Here is a 16,500-nt window from a genome sequence, read left to right as displayed (position 1 = left end):
GAGGCCTCCTGATGCGCCCGCGTCCCGGGGGCGCGGGAGTGAAGGCGGGGGCGGGGGTCGCACCCTGGCGAGCGAGCGCCGTGGGGGGTGAGCGGCACGGGCATGGGCGTCACGGGCGCGGGCGTCACGGGGACGTGGGCCTCGGCGGTGAGCGTCCCGGGAACGAGGGGCTCATTCCGCGGGCGGCTCGCCCACGACCCACCACTCGTCCGTGTCGGCCTCCTCCAGGTCGCTGATCAGCGCGTCGACCATCCTGCCGATCTCCGACTCCTCCGAACCCTCCTTGAGGCTCGACCGGTGATGACGCGTGGCGGCCCAGTAGTCGCGCATCAGGGCGCTCTGAAAGATGCCGCGCAGATGTCCGTACAGCTCCGCCCGGCTGAAGACACCCACGCGGTAGCCCTGGAGGACGTGGCTGTAGAGGAGGTTGGCGAAGAGGTACTGCCGCTGTCTGTCGGTGGACAGCTCGTCCTCGTAGGCGTTCAGGACGGGCAGCAGCGTCGGGTCCGCGGCCGCCTTCATGACCAGGTCGACGTTGTGCCGCTGGTAGGCGATCAGGGCGGCGTGCCGCTGGGCCTCCCGCTCCAGCCCTTCCAGCCGGTCCAGACGGCGGAGTACCGCGCGGACGCGCCGCTCCACGGCGAGCGCGCCCAGTGCTCCCACCGCGAAGGCGAGGCCCGCTGCCGCGGCGGGACCGAGTCCGCGCGCCCCAGGATTCTGTGTGGTCATGTCAACCCCCGGTTCAGGCGGCCGTCCGCCGGTCGTCGGTGCGGGGCGACGGGATGGGACCGGCGAGCGCTGGGCGGCGCTTGCCGCCTCCCAGTGTCGCCGAGCGGCAGTGGCCGGCCGGGAGGCGGAGAAGAGGCGCACGGAGGGATGTGCGGGTCGCGCGGACCGGCGCCATGCCCAACGTGTGCCCCTCGGGCGCCGCTGACAAGCGCGCACTCCACACAGGGCGTTCGGCCCCACTCGTATCCTGGGGCGCCTGCAAGAACGCACGGGAGCTGGGCTGTTCCGGTGGGAACCGGTCCCTGAGCCCGCCCCGTACGGTGGTCGGCCGTGAGCCGGCGCACGCAACGACGGGAGAGAGGGAGCGCGTTGAGCCAGTCGTCGAGCCAGGGGGCGCACACGCGACCGGAGCCGGAGCCCGGAGCGCGCCCTGAGTCCGCGCCCGGGGCCGAGTCGGCAACCGGGTCCGAGTCGGGACGCGGGCCGGTGTCAGGGCTCGGGCCTGAGCCGGCAGCCGGGCCTGAGCCGGCAGCCGGGCCTGAGTCGGCAACCGGGCTTCAGCCCGTGCCAGGACGCGGACCGGGACCCGTGCCGAGCCCGGACCCCGTGTCGAGCCCGGACCCCGTGTCGAGCCCGGACCCCGTGTCGAGCCCAGGATCGGAGGAAGGTGTGAGCCCGCACGGTTCGCGTGGCCCGGACGACCTGAAGGGCTTGGACGGCCTGGACGAACGGCACGGCTCGCAGAGTCCCCCGCAGATCCCCGTCGTCGTCCTCGCCGGATTCCTGGGCTCCGGTAAGACCACGTTGCTCAACCACCTCCTCCACCGCAGCGGCGGCAGCCGCATCGGCGCCGTCGTCAACGACTTCGGGGCGATCGAGATCGACGCCATGGCGGTCGCCGGCGCGCTCGGGGACTCCACCGTGTCGCTCGGCAACGGATGTCTGTGCTGTGCCGTCGACGTCGCCGAACTGGACGAGTACCTGGAACGGCTGGCCGCTCCCGCCGCCGGGATCGACGTCATCGTCATCGAGGCGAGCGGGCTCGCCGAACCGCAGGAGCTCGTGCGGATGGTGCTCGCCAGCGAGAACCGCCGGGTGGTGTACGGCGGGCTCGTCGAAGTCGTGGACGCGGCCGAGTTCCCGGAGACCCGGCAGCGGCATCCCGAGATCGACCGGCACCTCGCCCTCGCCGACCTGGTCGTCGTCAACAAGCTCGACCGGGCAGGGGAAGGGGAACGGATCCTTTCGCTCGTCCGCTCCCTCGCCGACCGCGCCGCCGTGGTGCCCGCCACCTACGGGCGCGTGGACCCCGAGTTCCTGTTCGACTGCCGGCCCTCCGAGGAGCGCCTCGGCCAACTCTCCTTCGACGACCTGCACCGACACGACCTCGACGATTCAGAGGATCACGACGACCACGACGGGGACGGCGCCCGGGACGGGCACGCCGGCCATCTGCACACCGGCTACGACAGCGTCTCCTTCGTCTCCGAGGTGCCGCTCGATCCGCGTCGGCTCATGGAGTTCCTGGACGGGCGTGCCGAAGGGCTCTACCGGATCAAGGGGTACGTCGACTTCGGTCCCTACGACCCGCGCAATCGCTACGGCGTGCACGCCGTCGGGCGGTTCCTGCGGTTCTACCCCGAGCCCTGGGCCGACGACGAGAACGGACCCGGTGAAGGCCGTAGGCTCACGCAGCTCGTGCTCATCGGCGCCGGCATCGACGCCCCCGCCCTGCGCAAGGAGTTGGAGGCGTGCAGGAGGGACGACGACGCCCCGCAGGCTGACGAGCACGGCATGTGGGGCGTCCTGCGCTACGTCAAGGAGGCCGGGGCCGAAGACCCCGAGACCTCCTACGACGACCTGTGAGGCCCCGCGCTCACACCGGCCCGGCCACCGACGCCACCGTCTTGCCCAGGGACACGCCCGAGCCGTCGCGGCGCGGGTCCATCTCCGGCAGGTCGGCGGGGGTGCCGTTCTTCTGGGCGGCGCGGGCCGGAGCGGGGCCCGCCCAGGCGATGGAGAGGCAGTCCTCGCCCTTGAGGAATCGCTGGCAGCGGACGCCGCCCGTGGCACGGCCCTTGCGGGGGTACTGGTCGAACGGGGTGAGCTTGGCGGTGGTCTGGACGGAGTCGTCGAGGGTGCCGCGGGAGCCCGCCACCGTGAAGACGACCGCGTCCACGGCCGGGTCGATGGCGGTGAAGGAGATGACCTTCGCGCCCTCGGTGAGCTTGATGCCGGCCATACCGCCGGCCGGGCGGCCCTGCGGGCGGACCTGTGCGGCCTGGTAGCGCAGCAGCTGGGCGTCGTCCGTGATGAAGATCAGGTCCTCCTCGCCCGTGCGCAGCTCGACGGCGCCGACGATCCGGTCGCCCTCCTTGAGCGAGATGACCTCCAGCTCCTCCTTGTTGGACGGGTAGTCGGGGACCACACGCTTGACGACACCCTGCTCGGTGCCGATGGCCAGGCCGGGCGAGGACTCGTCGAGCGTCATCAGACAGACGAGCGTCTCGCCGTCCTGAAGGGTGAGGAACTCCGCCAGCGGGGCGCCGCCCGACAGGTTGGGGGCCGCCGAGGTGTCCGGCAGCTGCGGCAGGTCGACCACGTTCAGGCGCAGCAGGCGGCCGGTGGAGGTCACCGCGCCCACCTCGCCCCGGGCCGTCGCCGGGACCGCCGAGACGATGACGTCGTGCTTGGTGCGCCTGCCGTCCTCGTCCGCCGTGAAGGGCTCGGCGCTCGCCGTCCGGGCCAGCAGACCGGTCGACGACAGCAGCACCCGGCACGGGTCGTCCGCGACCTGCAGCGGGACCGCGGCCACCTGGGTGCCCGAGGACTCCAGCAGCACGGTGCGGCGCTCGGTGCCGAACTTCTTCGCCACGGCGGCCAGTTCGCCGGAGACCAGCTTGCGCAGCTCCGCGTCCGACTCCAGGATGCGGGTCAGCTCGGCGATCTCGGTGTTGAGCTTCTCCTTCTCGGACTCCAGCTCGATGCGGTCGAACCGGGTGAGGCGGCGCAGCGGGGTGTCGAGGATGTACTGCGTCTGGATGTCCGACAGGGCGAAGCGCTCGATCAGGCGCTCCTTGGCCTGGGCGGAGTTGTCGCTGGAGCGGATCAGCCGGATGACCTCGTCGATGTCCACCAGCGCGGTGAGCAGACCCTCGACCAGGTGCAGACGGTCGCGCCTCTTGCCGCGGCGGAACTCCGAGCGGCGCCGGACGACCTCGAAGCGGTGGTCGAGGTAGACCTCCAGCAGCTCCTTCAGACCCAGGGTGAGGGGCTGGCCGTCGACCAGGGCCACGTTGTTGATGCCGAAGGACTCCTCCATCGGCGTCAGCTTGTAGAGCTGCTCCAGGACGGCCTCCGGCACGAAGCCGTTCTTGATCTCGATGACCAGGCGCAGGCCGTGGGCGCGGTCGGTGAGGTCCTTGACGTCGGCGATGCCCTGCAGCTTCTTCGCGCCGACCAGGTCCTTGATCTTGGCGATCACCTTCTCCGGGCCGACGGTGAACGGCAGTTCGGTGACGATCAGGCCCTTGCGGCGGGCCGTCACGTTGTCCACCGTCACCGTGGCGCGGATCTTGAAGGTGCCGCGGCCCGTGGCGTACGCGTCCCTGATGCCGGAGAGGCCGACGATCCGGCCGCCGGTGGGCAGGTCGGGGCCGGGGACGTGCTTCATCAGCGTGTCGAGATCGGCGTTCGGATACCGGATGAGGTGGCGGGCGGCCGCGATGACCTCGCCCAGGTTGTGCGGCGGCATGTTGGTGGCCATGCCGACGGCGATGCCGGACGCGCCGTTGACCAGCAGGTTGGGGAAGGCGGCGGGCAGGGCCACCGGCTCCTGCTCCTGGCCGTCGTAGTTCGGGGAGAAGTCGACCGTGTTCTCCTCGATCGACTCCGTCATCAGGCTGGTCGCGTCGGCCATCCGGCACTCGGTGTACCGCATGGCGGCCGGCGGGTCGTCGTTGCCCAGCGAGCCGAAGTTGCCGTGGCCGTCGACCAGGGGGAGCCGCATGGAGAAGGGCTGCGCGAGGCGCACCAGGGCGTCGTAGATGGAGGAGTCGCCGTGCGGGTGCAACTTACCCATGACCTCGCCGACCACGCGGGCGCACTTCACATAGCCGCGGTCGGGACGCAGGCCCATCTCGTTCATCTGGTAGACGATCCGGCGGTGCACCGGCTTCAGACCGTCACGGGCGTCGGGCAGGGCTCGGGAGTAGATGACCGAGTACGCGTACTCCAGGAAGGAGCCCTGCATCTCGTCGACGACGTCGATGTCGAGGATCCGCTCCTCGAACGCGTCGTCGGGCGGCGGGGTCTTCGTGCTGCGGCGGGCCATCGCTGCCGGCTCCTCTTTTTCTGGTCGCTCACCTACGGGGCGCTCACGTCTCCGGCTCACTCTCGGCGAGACGTGAACGGGACTGACGCGCACCATTGTGGACTGCCGCACCGACAACCCCGACACGACCCGGCGCCGACCGCCGGGCACGGCCTCGTGGGACCGCGACGTCAACAGCGTGCGCCGACCTTAACCACGGACCGCGGGCCGCAACCCCGGTCTCGCTCTCGGCGTACCGCGCCCGGGAACTTCTCCGGGGGTCCGCGCGCTTGCATACAGTGGCGGGACCGGCAGGAAACAGCGGTTTCCGCGACGATTTCCACGACGGACACGACCGCGGATCCCGCGCACACAGCACAGCGATCGAAGGGACGTATCGCCCATGGGTCACACGGCCACAGCCGAGGCCGGCTCCGAAGGCCTGACAGTGAGGGAGCACCGCCTGGACAACGGCCTGCGCGTGGTGCTCTCCGAGGACCACCTGACCCCCGTCGCCGCGGTGTGCCTCTGGTACGACGTCGGTTCGCGCCACGAGGTCGCGGGCCGTACGGGCCTCGCCCACCTCTTCGAGCACCTGATGTTCCAGGGCTCGGGCCAGGTGAAGGACAACGGCCACTTCGAGCTGGTCCAGGGCGCCGGCGGTTCGCTGAACGGCACCACCAGCTGGGAGCGCACCAACTACTTCGAGACCATGCCCACCCACCAGCTTGAGCTGGCCCTGTGGCTGGAGGCCGACCGCATGGGCAGCCTGCTGCTCGCGCTCGACCAGAAGAACCTGGACAACCAGCGGGCGGTCGTCCAGAACGAACGCCGCCAGCGGTACGACAACGTGCCCTACGGCACCGCCTTCGAGAAGATCTTCCGCCTGGCCTACCCCGAGGGCCACCCCTACCGGCACACGCCCATCGGCTCGATGGACGACCTGGAGGCCGCGAGCCTGGAGGACGCCCAGCAGTTCTTCCGGACCTACTACGCGCCCAACAACGCCGTCCTGTCGATCGTCGGCGACATCGACCCGGAGCAGACCCTCGCCTGGGTGGAGAAGTACTTCGGCTCGATCCCCGCGTACGACGGCAAGCCCGCGCCCCGTGACGGCGCGCTGCCCGACGTCATGGGCGAGCAGCTGCGCGAGGTGGTCGAGGAGAACGTGCCCGCGCGCGCGTTGATGGCCGCCTACCGGCTGCCGGAGGACGGCACCCGCGCGTGCGACGCCGCCGACCTGGCCCTGACCATCCTCGGCGGCGGCGAGTCCTCCCGCCTCTACAACCGGCTCGTACGCCGCGACCGTACGGCCGTGACGGCCGGCTTCGGCCTGCTGCGGCTGGCCGGCGCGCCCTCCATGGCGTGGATGGACGTCAAGACCTCCGGCGACGTCGAGGTGCCGGTCATCGAGGCGGCCGTCGACGAGGAGCTCGCCCGGTTCGCCGCGGAGGGCCCCACGGCCGAGGAGATGGAGCGCGCCCAGGCCCAGTTGGAGCGCGAGTGGCTGGACCGGCTCGGCACGGTCGCGGGCCGCGCCGACGAACTGTGCCGCTACGCGGTCCTGTTCGGCGACCCGAAGCTCGCCCTCACCGCCGTCGACCGGGTCCTGGAGGTGACGGCCGACGAGGTCCAGGAGATCGCCAAGGCCCGCCTGCGGCCCGACAACCGCGCGGTGCTCGTGTACGAGCCCGTCGCCGGCGAAGAGGACGCCGAAGAGGAGGCCGCCGGGACGGAGGCCGTCGAGACCACCGACGAGAACGAGGAGTCGGCGAAGTGACCGAGCTCGCGAGCATGGAGTTCCACCAGCAGCCCCAGGCGGGCGAGGCCCGCCCCTGGGCGTTCCCCGCGCCCGAGCGCGGCACTCTGCCCAACGGCCTGACCGTGCTGCACTGCCACCGCCCCGGCCAGCAGGTCGTCGCCGTCGAGGTCGTCCTCGACGCGCCCCTGGACGCGGAGCCGGCCGGCCTCGACGGCGTCGCCACCATCATGACCAGGGCGTTCTCCGAGGGCACCGACAAGCACACGGCCGAGGAGTTCGCGGCCGAGCTGGAGCGCTGCGGCGCCACCCTCGACTCGCACGCCGACCACTCCGGCGTACGACTGTCCCTCGAAGTGCCCGTGTCGCGGCTGGAGAAGGCCCTGGGGCTGCTCGCGGACGCCCTGCGGGCCCCCGCGTTCGACGACGGCGAGATCGAGCGTCTGGTGGCCAACCGGCTCGACGAGATCCCGCACGAGACCGCCAACCCGGGCCGGCGGGCCGCCAAGGAGCTCTCCCGGCAGCTGTTCCCGGCCACGTCCCGCATGTCGCGTCCCCGCCAGGGCACCGAGGAGACCGTGGAGGGCATCGACTCCGCGGCCGTACGCGCCTTCTACGAGCGGCACGTGCGTCCCGCGACGGCCACCGCCGTGGTCGTCGGCGACCTCACCGGGGTCGACCTCGGCACGCTGCTCGGGGACACCCTGGGCGCCTGGACCGGCTCCCCGGCCAAGCCCAGCGTCGTACCGGCGGTGACCGCCGACGACACCGGGCGCGTGATCATCGTGGACCGGCCCGGCTCCGTGCAGACCCAGTTGCTCATCGGCAGGGTGGGCGCCGACCGGCACGACCGTGTGTGGCCGGCCCAGGTGCTCGGCACCTACTGTCTCGGCGGCACCCTCACCTCCCGGCTGGACCGCGTCCTGCGGGAGGAGAAGGGATACACCTATGGCGTGCGCGCGTTCGGCCAGGTGCTGCGCTCCGCCCCCGACGGCTCGGGCACGGCGATGCTCGCCATCAGCGGCTCCGTCGACACGCCCAACACCGGCCCGGCGCTGGACGATCTGTGGACGGTGCTGCGCACCCTGGCCGCCGAGGGGCTGACCGACGCCGAGCGCGACGTGGCCGTGCAGAACCTCGTCGGGGTCGCCCCCCTCAAGTTCGAGACGGCCGCGGCCGTGGCGGGCACGCTGGCCGACCAGGTCGAGCAGTACCTGCCGGACGACTACCAGTCGACGCTGTACCGCCAACTCGCCGCCACGGGCACGGTGGAGGCCACCGCGGCCGTCGTGAACGCCTTCCCGGTGGACCGCCTGGTGACCGTCCTCGTCGGGGACGCCGCGCAGATCGAGGAGCCGGTCAGGGCCCTCGGAATCGGCGAAGTCACCGTCGTACCCGCCGAGTAGGGAACCGGGGAGAAACCGGACGTAGGACACGCACGAGTGAGGCCCTGGTGACGGAAGAGTCACCAGGGCCCTCTTTTGTCCGTTTGATGGCGGAGGTTGTGTGTCTGACCTGTGGCGTAGCTAACAAATCCTGTGATCCGTTTGTTATTTCGAAGACGGCCCACTTAGCGTCGGTCCGGCTGTTCGTCAGATGTTCGCCGCAGCCGCGGCACCGGACAGTCATCGCCGAGTCCCGAGGCGCGAGCCTGGGGAGCCGGGGACCCACCGAAGTCCCTGGGGTGAATCGGGTGCCCTTCGCGAGCCACGCGAAACGGGGGGCAGCCGTAGGAGACCTTCCTGCTCCGAACCCGTCAGCTAACCCGGTAGGCGAGAAGGAAGGAAAGGATCAGCCACTTCATGGCGTTCACCCGCGCCCCTGGCAAGCACCGCCGTCCCGGCCGTGTGTCGCGCACGACCACGAGGAACGTGGGCGTAGCCGCTCTCACCACCACCGGTGTCATCGGCACCCTTGCCGGCCCCGCGCTCGCCGCGGAGGAGCCCGCCGTCGAGCAGACCGGCCTGAACCAGGTCATCGTCCTCGGTGACACCGTCGCCGACCAGGTGGACGCCCAGGCCATCGCCCAGCAGCAGGCCGCCGAGGTGGCCGAGGTCAAGAAGAAGGCGCAGGAGGAGGCCCGCAAGGCCGCCGCCGAGAAGGCCGAGCAGGAACGTGCCGCCGCCAAGGAGCGCGAGGAGATCAAGGCCCGCGCCGCCCGCGCGGCCGAGCGCGAGCGCCTCAACACCTACGTCTCGCCGATCACCGGCTCCTACATCTCCACCGGCTACAAGGCCGGCGGCGCCGTCTGGTCCTCCGGCAGCCACACCGGCGTCGACTTCCACGCCGCCACCGGCACGGCCGTCCTGGCGGTCGGCTCCGGCACCGTCGTGGAGGCGGGCTGGGGCGGCGCCTACGGCAACAACATCGTCATCCGCATGACCGACGGCACGTACACCCAGTACGGCCACCTGTCGTCCATCGGCGTCTCCGTCGGCCAGACGGTCACCCCCGGCCAGCAGATCGGCCTCTCCGGGGCGACCGGCAACGTCACCGGCCCGCACCTGCACTTCGAGGCCCGCACCACGGCCGAGTACGGCTCGGACATGGACCCCGTCTCCTACCTGCGCGCGCACGGTGTGAACGTCTGACACCTCGCTCCACGCCTTCGAAGGCCCCGGCTCACGAGCCGGGGCCTTTCGCGTTGCGTGAACCTCTTGTGATGCACCTCCTGTCCAAAAAATATCCCTGGATTCCGGTCCGCCATCGGAAATTCCGTCCCGCTGCAATAGAGTCGCTGGAAGACACGTCAATCATCGACGTTTCACGGGGATTAATGCGGAGGTCGGTCATGCGTATTCCGGCGCATTCGGTATGCACGGCGATCCGGGACGACATCGTCGCGGGTGTCTACGAGCGCGGCGGCCGCCTCACCGAGGAACTGCTCGCCCGCCGGTACGGCGTCAGCCGGGTCCCCGTGCGCGAGGCGCTGCGCACGCTGGAGGCCGAGGGCTTCGTGGTGACCCGGCGCCACGCGGGCGCGTGCGTCGCCGAGCCGACCGAGCAGGAGGCCGCCGACCTGCTGGAGATGCGCATGCTGCTGGAGCCGCTGGGTGCCGCCAGGGCCGCCCAGCGCCGCACGGAGGCGCACCTCAAGGTGTTGCGCGGCCTGGTCAGACTGGGCCAGGAGCGGGCCAGGAGGGGCACCAGCGAGGATCTGCGCTCCCTGGGCGGCTGGTTCCACGAGACGCTCGCACAGGCGTCCGGCAGCCCCGCCCTGACCTCGACACTCGCCCAGCTGCGGCACAAGATCGCCTGGATGTACGCGGTCGAGGCGCCGGCCGACCCGGTGGAGTCCTGGGCGGAGCACGGCGGGATCGTGGACGCCGTCGCGCGCGGGGACAGCGACCGGGCCCGCACGATCACGTCCCTGCACACCGAGCGCGCCACCGCCGCGCACCGGTTCCGATTTCCGGGCGGGGCCGGCGGGCCCGACCGCCCGGACCGTGTGAGGACTTCGCAACACCCCGTAAACACGCCGAGCCTGCGGCATTAACACGGAAGCCGTATACAAAGAGGCAAGAATTCCGTGGGGCATTATTTCTGCTGCCCGCAGAACGAAAAGAGAACGAAAAGGCGAAGGGCCCGCCCGATAAATCGGACGAGCCCTCCACTTGTGTACGGCCGGCCTTTCGGGCCATTTCCGTTCGGGCCGGCGGTCACCCGGTGCTTCAGACCGTCTCGGGGAGTTCCTCCAGCCCCTCGGCCACGAGCTTCGCCAGGCGGTCGAGCGCGGCGTCCGCGCCCTCGGCGTCGGAGGCGAGCACGATCTCCTCGCCGCCCTGGGCGCCGAGGCCCAGGACCGCCAGCATGGAGGCCGCGTTGACGGGGTTCCCGTCGGCCTTGGCGATCGTCACGGGGATACCGGAGGCCGTGGTGGCCCGGACGAAGATGGATGCGGGTCGGGCGTGGAGGCCCTCGGCCCAGCCGACGTTGACGCGGCGCTCAGCCATGTGATGCTGCCCTTCAGGTGTCTCGGGTGGTGCAGAGTGGTCTGGACCGGGTTGTCTAGACCAGTTTCCCATATGGCGCGACGGAGTGGAACGGGCCCACGGCCTGGCCACGAACCGGCTCTCGCGCTTCTGTTGTGCTTCCCCGGGCTGCCCCGCGCCACAGCCGGACGCGAGCCGTACTCTGGGGCCCATGCAGACCTCGTCGGACCGGCACGAGTACCCCGCCCACTGGGAGGCCGACGTGGTGCTGCGCGACGGCGGCACCGCACGCATCAGGCCCATCACCGTCGATGACGCCGAGCGTCTGGTCAGCTTCTACGAGCAGGTCTCGGACGAGTCGAAGTACTACCGCTTCTTCGCGCCGTACCCTCGCCTGTCCGCCAAGGACGTCCACCGCTTCACTCACCACGACTTCGTGGACCGGGTGGGGCTCGCCGCCACGGTCGGCGGCGAGTTCATCGCCACCGTACGCTACGACCGCATCGGCCCCGACGGAATGCCCGCGTCCGCCCCCGCCGACGAGGCGGAGGTCGCCTTCCTCGTCCAGGACGCCCACCAGGGCCGCGGCGTCGCCTCCGCTCTCCTCGAACACATCGCCGCCGTCGCCCGCGAACGCGGCATCAGACGCTTCGCCGCCGAGGTGCTTCCCGCCAACAGCAAGATGATCAAGGTGTTCACCGACGCCGGGTACCAGCAGAGGCGCAGCTTCGAGGACGGCGTCGTCCGCCTGGAGTTCGGTCTGGAGCCCACCGACCGCTCCCTCGCCGTGCAGCGCGCCCGGGAGCAGCGCGCCGAGGCCCGGTCCGTGCAGCGCCTGCTCGCCCCCGGCTCGGTCGCCGTCGTCGGCGCCGGGCGCACACCGGGGGGAGTGGGCCGCGGCGTGCTCGCCAACCTCCGGGCCGCGGGCTTCACCGGGCGGCTGTTCGCGGTGAACAGGGCTCTCGGCGAGGACGAGAAGGACATCGACGGGGTGCCCGCCCACCGCTCCGTCACCGACATCGGGGAGCCCGTCGACCTCGCGGTCGTCGCCGTCCCCGCCGCACACGTCCCCGAGGTCGTGGCCGAGTGCGGGGAACACGGCGTGCAGGGGCTCGTCGTCATCTCCGCCGGGTACGCCGAGAGCGGCCCCGACGGGCGCGAGCGCCAGCGCGAACTGGTGCGCCAGGCACGCACCTACGGCATGCGCATCATCGGCCCCAACGCCTTCGGGATCATCAACACCGCCCCGGACGTTCGGCTCAACGCCTCGCTCGCCCCCGAGGCGCCGCGCTCCGGGCGCATCGGCCTCTTCGCCCAGTCCGGCGCCATCGGCATCGCGCTGCTGTCCCGGCTGCACCGGCGCGGGGGAGGGGTCACCGGTGTCACGGGCGTCTCCACGTTCGTGTCGTCCGGCAACCGCGCGGACGTCTCCGGGAACGACGTCCTGCAGTACTGGTACGAGGACCCGGACACCGATGTCGTCCTCATGTACCTGGAGTCCATCGGCAACCCGCGCAAGTTCACCCGTCTCGCCCGGCGCACCGCGGCGGTCAAACCGCTGGTGGTGGTGCAGGGAGCGCGCCACGGTTCCGCGCCCCAGGGGCACGCCGTCCGCGCCACCGAGCTGCCGCACACCACCGTGTCCGCGTTGCTGCGGCAGGCCGGGGTGATCCGGGTCGACACGATCACGGAACTGGTCGACGCGGGGCTGCTGCTGGCCCGGCAGCCGCTGCCGGCGGGGCCCCGGGTGGCGATCCTCGGGAACTCCGAGTCGCTGGGAATGCTCACGTACGACGCCTGCCTCTCCGAGGGGCTCCGCCCGCTCCGGCCGCTGGACCTGACGACCGGGGCCTCGGCGGCGGACTTCCACGCGGCCCTGTCCCGGGTGCTCGCCGACGACACGTGCGACGCGGTGGTGGTCACGGCCATACCGACACTGGGCCAGACGTCTCCGGGGGACGCGGCCCTGGCCGAGGCGCTGCGCTCGGCCGCCGCCGCGAACCCCTCGAAGCCGGTGCTCGTCGTCCATGTCGAGCTGGGCGGGCTGGCCGAGGCACTGTCGGCGGCGGCCAGCACGGCACCGCGGGCAGGCGACCGGGCGCCCGGCACGGCACCGCAGGCAGGCGACGGGACGCCCGGCATCGAGGGTCCCGCCCCCCTGCCGTGCGCGCTGCCGGCCGCCGCCGAGGTGCGGGCGACACCGGAGACGGGAGAGGCGACGGGCGCCACGACCGAGCCCCCCTCCCGGCTCATCCCCGCCTACCCGGCCGCCGAGCGGGCCGTCCGCGCGCTCTCCGAGGCCGTCCACTACGCGCAGTGGCGGCGGGACGCGGCGGAACCGGGACGGGTGCCCGCGTACGAGGACATCGACGAGAAGGGGACGGCCGAGCGGATCGACGCGCTGCTGTCCACGGGCGAGGGGCGCACGCTCGGCGCCGAGGAGGCGGGCGCGCTGCTCGGGCGGTACGGCATCCGCCTGCGGCAGGCGCGGCCCGCCCTCACCCCCGACGAGGCGGCCCGGGCGGCCGAGGCCATCGGCTACCCCGTCGCGCTCAAGACCACCGCCCCGCACCTGCGGCACCGGGCCGACCTCGGCGGCGTCCGGCTCGACCTGGCGGACGAGGAGCAGCTGCGCCGGGCGTACTCGGAGCTGACCGAGTTGTTCGGGAGCCCCGGGGAACTGCGGCCGGTGGTGCAGGGCATGGCCCCGCGCGGGGTCGACACGATCGTCCGGACGGTGGTGGACCCGGCGGCCGGAGCCGTGCTCTCGTTCGGGCTCGCGGGGCCCGCCTCGCAGTTGCTCGGCGACATGGCCCACCGCCTGATTCCGGCCACCGAACGGGACGCGGCCTCACTGGTCCGGTCGATCAGGACGGCGCCGCTCCTCTTCGGCTGGCGGGGCTCCGCCCCCGTCGACACGGACGCGCTGGAGGAGTTGCTGCTGCGCGTCTCCCGGCTGGTCGACGACCATCCCGAGGTCGTGGCGGTCTCCCTCGAACCCGTCGTCGTCGCCCCGCACGGTCTGAGCGTCCTCGGCGCCACCGTCCGGCTCGCCCGCCCGCCCCTGCGCGACGACCTCGGCCCGAGGACGCTGCCGGTCTACTGAGGGACGCGCGTCGCGGGAGCACCGGGGACGACCCGCGACCCGCGGGAGGTCGGCGCGCGGCTGCCCGCATTGATCCGTCTGCTTGATCCGTCCACGACATAACGGAGACGGCAGAGCGGTCCCTCGCAGTCAGTGCGCCCCCGTAGGATGGACATCATGGCCAAGACCAGTACGACGACCCAGGGGCTGCGTGCGGCGATCGAGCGCAGCGGCTACTACCCGGCCCTCGTGGCCGAGGCGGTGGAGGCCGCTGTCGGCGGCGAGGCCATCAAGTCGTACCTGGTCCACCAGGAGACGACGTTCGACGCGAACGAGGTGCGGCGGCATGTCACCGTCCTCGTCCTCACGGGCAACCGCTTCATCGTCAGCCACACCGACGAGCAGGCCGCGGACACCACCTCACCGACCCCGTACGCCACGACCTCGACCGAGTCGGTGAAGATCGGCCGGATCTCGTCGGTCGTGCTCAGCCGTGTCGTCGCCAACCCCGAGTCGTACACGCCGGGCACCCTGCCCCGCGAGGTCGTCCTGACCATCGGCTGGGGTGCCGTCTCCCGCATCGACCTGGAGCCCGCCGCCTGCGGCGACCCCAACTGCGAGGCGGACCACGGCTACACGGGCAGCTCGACGGCGGACGACCTCAGCCTGCGCGTCAGCGAGGCCGGGGACGGCCCGGAGACCGTGCGCCAGGCCCTCGCCTTCGCGCAGTCCCTCTCCGAGGCCACCGCGGACACCGCCCGCTGATGGCCCTGCCCACCTGGGACGACCCGGAACCCCTCACCCTCGGCTCCGCCCCCGTCCCCGCGTACGGGACCGGCTCGCTCGCCGATCTCCTGCCCACCCTCGCGGCGGGCATGGGGGTTCCCGGTACGACCGCGTCGATACCGGAGCTGACCCCCGCCGACCGGGCCTGCGTGTTCCTCGTCGACGGCCTGGGCTGGGAGCAGCTGAGGGCGCACCCCGACGAGGCGCCCTACATGAACGCGCTGCTGGCGTCCTCGCGCGGTGGCACCGGCCGCCCCCTCACCGCGGGATACCCCGCCACCACCGCCACCTCCCTCGCCTCCGTGGGCACCGGCCTGCCGCCGGGCGCGCACGGACTGCCCGGCTACACGGTCCGTGACCCGCGGACCGGGGAGCTGATGAACCAGCTCCGCTGGCAGCCGTGGACGGAGCCGAAGGTGTGGCAGCCGTACCCCACGGTCTTCCAGCTAGCCGACCGGGCGGGTGTGCACACCGCCCAGGTCACCTCCCCTGCCTTCCAGAACACCCCCCTCACGAAGATCGCGCTGAGCGGCGGCACCTTCCACGGCCGGCTCTCCGGCGACGACCGCATGGACGTGGCCGCGGAGCAACTGGCCGCCGGGGACCGCGCGCTGATCTACACCTACTACTCCGAACTGGACGGCGCGGGACACCGCTTCGGCGTCGACTCGGACCCCTGGCGCGGCCAGCTCATGCACGTCGACCGGCTCGTCCAGCGCCTGGCCGAGCAGCTCCCGCCGCGCACCGCCCTGTACGTCACCGCGGACCACGGCATGCTCGACGTCCCGTTCGACGAGCAGCACCGCATCGACTTCGACGAGGACTGGGAGCTGCGGGCCGGGGTCGCCCTGCTGGGCGGCGAGGGCCGGGCCCGCCATGTGTACGCGGTACCGGGGGCGGAGACGGACGTGCTGACCTGCTGGCGCGAGGTGCTGGGCGAGCAGTTCTGGATCGCCTCGCGCGACGAGGCGATCGCGGCGGGCTGGTTCGGACCGCGGATCGACGACCGTGTGTACGCCCGCATCGGCGACGTGGTCGCGGCGGCACACGACGACGTCCTGATCACCGCCTCCGAACGGGAGCCCAAGGAGTCGGCGATGGTCGGCAACCACGGCTCGATGACCCCCGCGGAACAGCTGGTCCCGCTCCTCGAAGTACGCTCCTGACGCCCTGTCCGCCACCCGGCCCCACCCGTCGCCGTCCATGCCGAAAGGTGCTCAACTCACCATGCCCGAGCTGGTGTTCTTCTCCGGAACCATGGACTGCGGGAAGTCGACGCTGGCCCTCCAGATAGAGCACAACCGTTCGGCGCGCGGCCTCCAGGGCATGATCTTCACGCGGGACGACCGCGCGGGCGAGGGCAAGCTGTCGTCGCGGCTCGGCCTGGTCACCGACGCCGTGGAGGTCGAGGACGGGCAGGACCTCTACGCGTACCTGGTCGACCACCTCTCCCAGGGCCGTCGTGCGGACTACGTGATCGCGGACGAGGCCCAGTTCCTCGCCCCCGAGCAGATCGACCAGCTCGCCCGCGTCGTGGACGACCTGAGCCTGGACGTGTACGCCTTCGGCATCACGACCGACTTCCGCTCCAAGCTCTTCCCCGGCTCCCAGCGCCTGGTGGAGCTGGCCGACCGCGTCGAGGTCCTCCAGGTGGAGGCCCTGTGCTGGTGCGGCGCCCGTGCCACCCACAACGCCCGCACCATAGGCGGCCAGATGGTCGTCGAGGGTGCCCAGGTGGTCGTCGGCGACGTCAATCAGCCCGACGACATCGGCTACGAGGTGCTCTGCCGTCGTCACCACCGCCGCCGGATGACGGCGGCCTCCGCGCACGCGAGCGCCCTCGCTCCGGACGTCCTCCCCGTCGAGACGGTCTGACGGGACCGGTGGGAGCCCCCGG

At 71.9% G+C, this 16,500-nt stretch carries 12 protein-coding genes and 1 riboswitch; of the genes, 9 read left to right on the top strand and 3 right to left on the bottom strand.

Features of this window, described 5'->3' with window-relative positions; all coding sequences use genetic code 11:
- Positions 1-171: 171 nt before the first annotated feature.
- Positions 172-729, bottom strand: coding sequence for a DUF6082 family protein (locus tag SCAB_RS11480; RefSeq protein ID WP_013000236.1), 558 nt, complete (start codon positions 727-729; stop codon positions 172-174).
- A 720-nt stretch (positions 730-1,449) separates the two neighbouring features.
- Between SCAB_RS11480 and SCAB_RS11475 the strand changes: the two genes are divergently transcribed.
- Positions 1,450-2,595, top strand: a complete 1,146-nt coding sequence (locus SCAB_RS11475) for a CobW family GTP-binding protein (RefSeq protein ID WP_041670557.1) — start codon at positions 1,450-1,452, stop codon at positions 2,593-2,595.
- 10 nt (positions 2,596-2,605) lie between these two features.
- Here the strand turns inward: SCAB_RS11475 and SCAB_RS11470 are convergent, their stop codons facing one another.
- Positions 2,606-5,062, bottom strand: a complete 2,457-nt coding sequence (locus tag SCAB_RS11470) for a DNA gyrase/topoisomerase IV subunit A (protein WP_013000234.1) — start codon at positions 5,060-5,062, stop codon at positions 2,606-2,608.
- A gap of 382 nt (positions 5,063-5,444) precedes the next feature.
- On the opposite strand from SCAB_RS11470, the gene SCAB_RS11465 reads away from it, so the two are divergent.
- The 4 genes from SCAB_RS11465 to SCAB_RS11450 all read left to right on the top strand — a co-directional run bounded on the left by SCAB_RS11465 (position 5,445) and on the right by SCAB_RS11450 (position 10,296).
- Entirely contained in the window at positions 5,445-6,821 is a 1,377-nt protein-coding gene (locus SCAB_RS11465; protein ID WP_173402861.1) for a M16 family metallopeptidase, read from the top strand.
- Positions 6,818-8,206 (top strand): M16 family metallopeptidase, encoded by a 1,389-nt coding sequence (locus SCAB_RS11460; protein ID WP_013000232.1) that lies wholly within the window; start codon positions 6,818-6,820, stop codon positions 8,204-8,206. Before SCAB_RS11465 ends, SCAB_RS11460 begins: the two co-directional genes overlap by 4 nt.
- A gap of 213 nt (positions 8,207-8,419) precedes the next feature.
- A riboswitch (cyclic di-AMP (ydaO/yuaA leader) is annotated at positions 8,420-8,589 on the top strand.
- 13 nt (positions 8,590-8,602) lie between these two features.
- A complete protein-coding gene (locus SCAB_RS11455) occupies positions 8,603-9,391 on the top strand; it encodes a M23 family metallopeptidase (RefSeq protein ID WP_013000231.1) in 789 nt (262 codons plus the stop codon).
- 200 nt (positions 9,392-9,591) lie between these two features.
- Complete coding sequence (locus SCAB_RS11450; protein ID WP_013000230.1) at positions 9,592-10,296, top strand: GntR family transcriptional regulator; 705 nt, start codon at positions 9,592-9,594, stop codon at positions 10,294-10,296.
- Positions 10,297-10,471: 175 nt separating this feature from the next.
- Here the strand turns inward: SCAB_RS11450 and SCAB_RS11445 are convergent, their stop codons facing one another.
- Positions 10,472-10,753 carry an HPr family phosphocarrier protein gene (locus SCAB_RS11445; protein ID WP_013000229.1) on the bottom strand — a complete coding sequence of 94 codons (282 nt, stop codon included), beginning with the start codon at positions 10,751-10,753 and terminating at the stop codon, positions 10,472-10,474.
- 190 nt (positions 10,754-10,943) lie between these two features.
- Between SCAB_RS11445 and SCAB_RS11440 the strand changes: the two genes are divergently transcribed.
- The 4 genes from SCAB_RS11440 to SCAB_RS11425 all read left to right on the top strand — a co-directional run bounded on the left by SCAB_RS11440 (position 10,944) and on the right by SCAB_RS11425 (position 16,478).
- The gene (locus tag SCAB_RS11440) at positions 10,944-13,838 is read left to right on the top strand and encodes a bifunctional acetate--CoA ligase family protein/GNAT family N-acetyltransferase (protein WP_013000228.1); all 2,895 of its coding nucleotides are present in this window, start codon (positions 10,944-10,946) and stop codon (positions 13,836-13,838) included.
- A 156-nt stretch (positions 13,839-13,994) separates the two neighbouring features.
- Positions 13,995-14,582 carry a DUF5998 family protein gene (locus SCAB_RS11435; RefSeq protein WP_013000227.1) on the top strand — a complete coding sequence of 196 codons (588 nt, stop codon included), beginning with the start codon at positions 13,995-13,997 and terminating at the stop codon, positions 14,580-14,582.
- On the top strand, positions 14,582-15,769 hold the full coding sequence (locus SCAB_RS11430) for an alkaline phosphatase family protein (RefSeq protein WP_013000226.1): 1,188 nt from the start codon (positions 14,582-14,584) through the stop codon (positions 15,767-15,769). The genes SCAB_RS11435 and SCAB_RS11430 overlap by 1 nt, the downstream gene beginning before the upstream one ends.
- 61 nt (positions 15,770-15,830) lie before the next feature.
- Complete coding sequence (locus SCAB_RS11425) at positions 15,831-16,478, top strand: thymidine kinase (protein WP_020114136.1); 648 nt, start codon at positions 15,831-15,833, stop codon at positions 16,476-16,478.
- Positions 16,479-16,500 lie beyond the last annotated feature (22 nt).

Origin of the sequence: Streptomyces scabiei 87.22, from assembly GCF_000091305.1 — a bacterium.
Classification (GTDB): Bacteria; Actinomycetota; Actinomycetes; order Streptomycetales; family Streptomycetaceae; genus Streptomyces; species Streptomyces scabiei.
Note: the sequence above shows the minus strand (reverse complement) of the source record. Positions and strands in the feature narration are given on the sequence as shown.

Excerpts from the sequence above, each read along its gene's own strand:
- SCAB_RS11435 (WP_013000227.1), top strand. The coding sequence starts at position 13,995 with ATGGCCAAGACCAGTACGACGACCCAGGGGCTGCGTGCGGCGATCGAG.
- SCAB_RS11480 (WP_013000236.1), bottom strand. The coding sequence starts at position 729 with ATGACCACACAGAATCCTGGGGCGCGCGGACTCGGTCCCGCCGCGGCA.
- SCAB_RS11430 (WP_013000226.1), top strand. The coding sequence starts at position 14,582 with ATGGCCCTGCCCACCTGGGACGACCCGGAACCCCTCACCCTCGGCTCC.
- SCAB_RS11425 (WP_020114136.1), top strand. The coding sequence starts at position 15,831 with ATGCCCGAGCTGGTGTTCTTCTCCGGAACCATGGACTGCGGGAAGTCG.
- SCAB_RS11445 (WP_013000229.1), bottom strand. The coding sequence starts at position 10,753 with ATGGCTGAGCGCCGCGTCAACGTCGGCTGGGCCGAGGGCCTCCACGCC.
- SCAB_RS11450 (WP_013000230.1), top strand. The coding sequence starts at position 9,592 with ATGCGTATTCCGGCGCATTCGGTATGCACGGCGATCCGGGACGACATC.
- SCAB_RS11465 (WP_173402861.1), top strand. The coding sequence starts at position 5,445 with ATGGGTCACACGGCCACAGCCGAGGCCGGCTCCGAAGGCCTGACAGTG.
- SCAB_RS11440 (WP_013000228.1), top strand. The coding sequence starts at position 10,944 with ATGCAGACCTCGTCGGACCGGCACGAGTACCCCGCCCACTGGGAGGCC.
- SCAB_RS11470 (WP_013000234.1), bottom strand. The coding sequence starts at position 5,062 with ATGGCCCGCCGCAGCACGAAGACCCCGCCGCCCGACGACGCGTTCGAG.
- SCAB_RS11455 (WP_013000231.1), top strand. The coding sequence starts at position 8,603 with ATGGCGTTCACCCGCGCCCCTGGCAAGCACCGCCGTCCCGGCCGTGTG.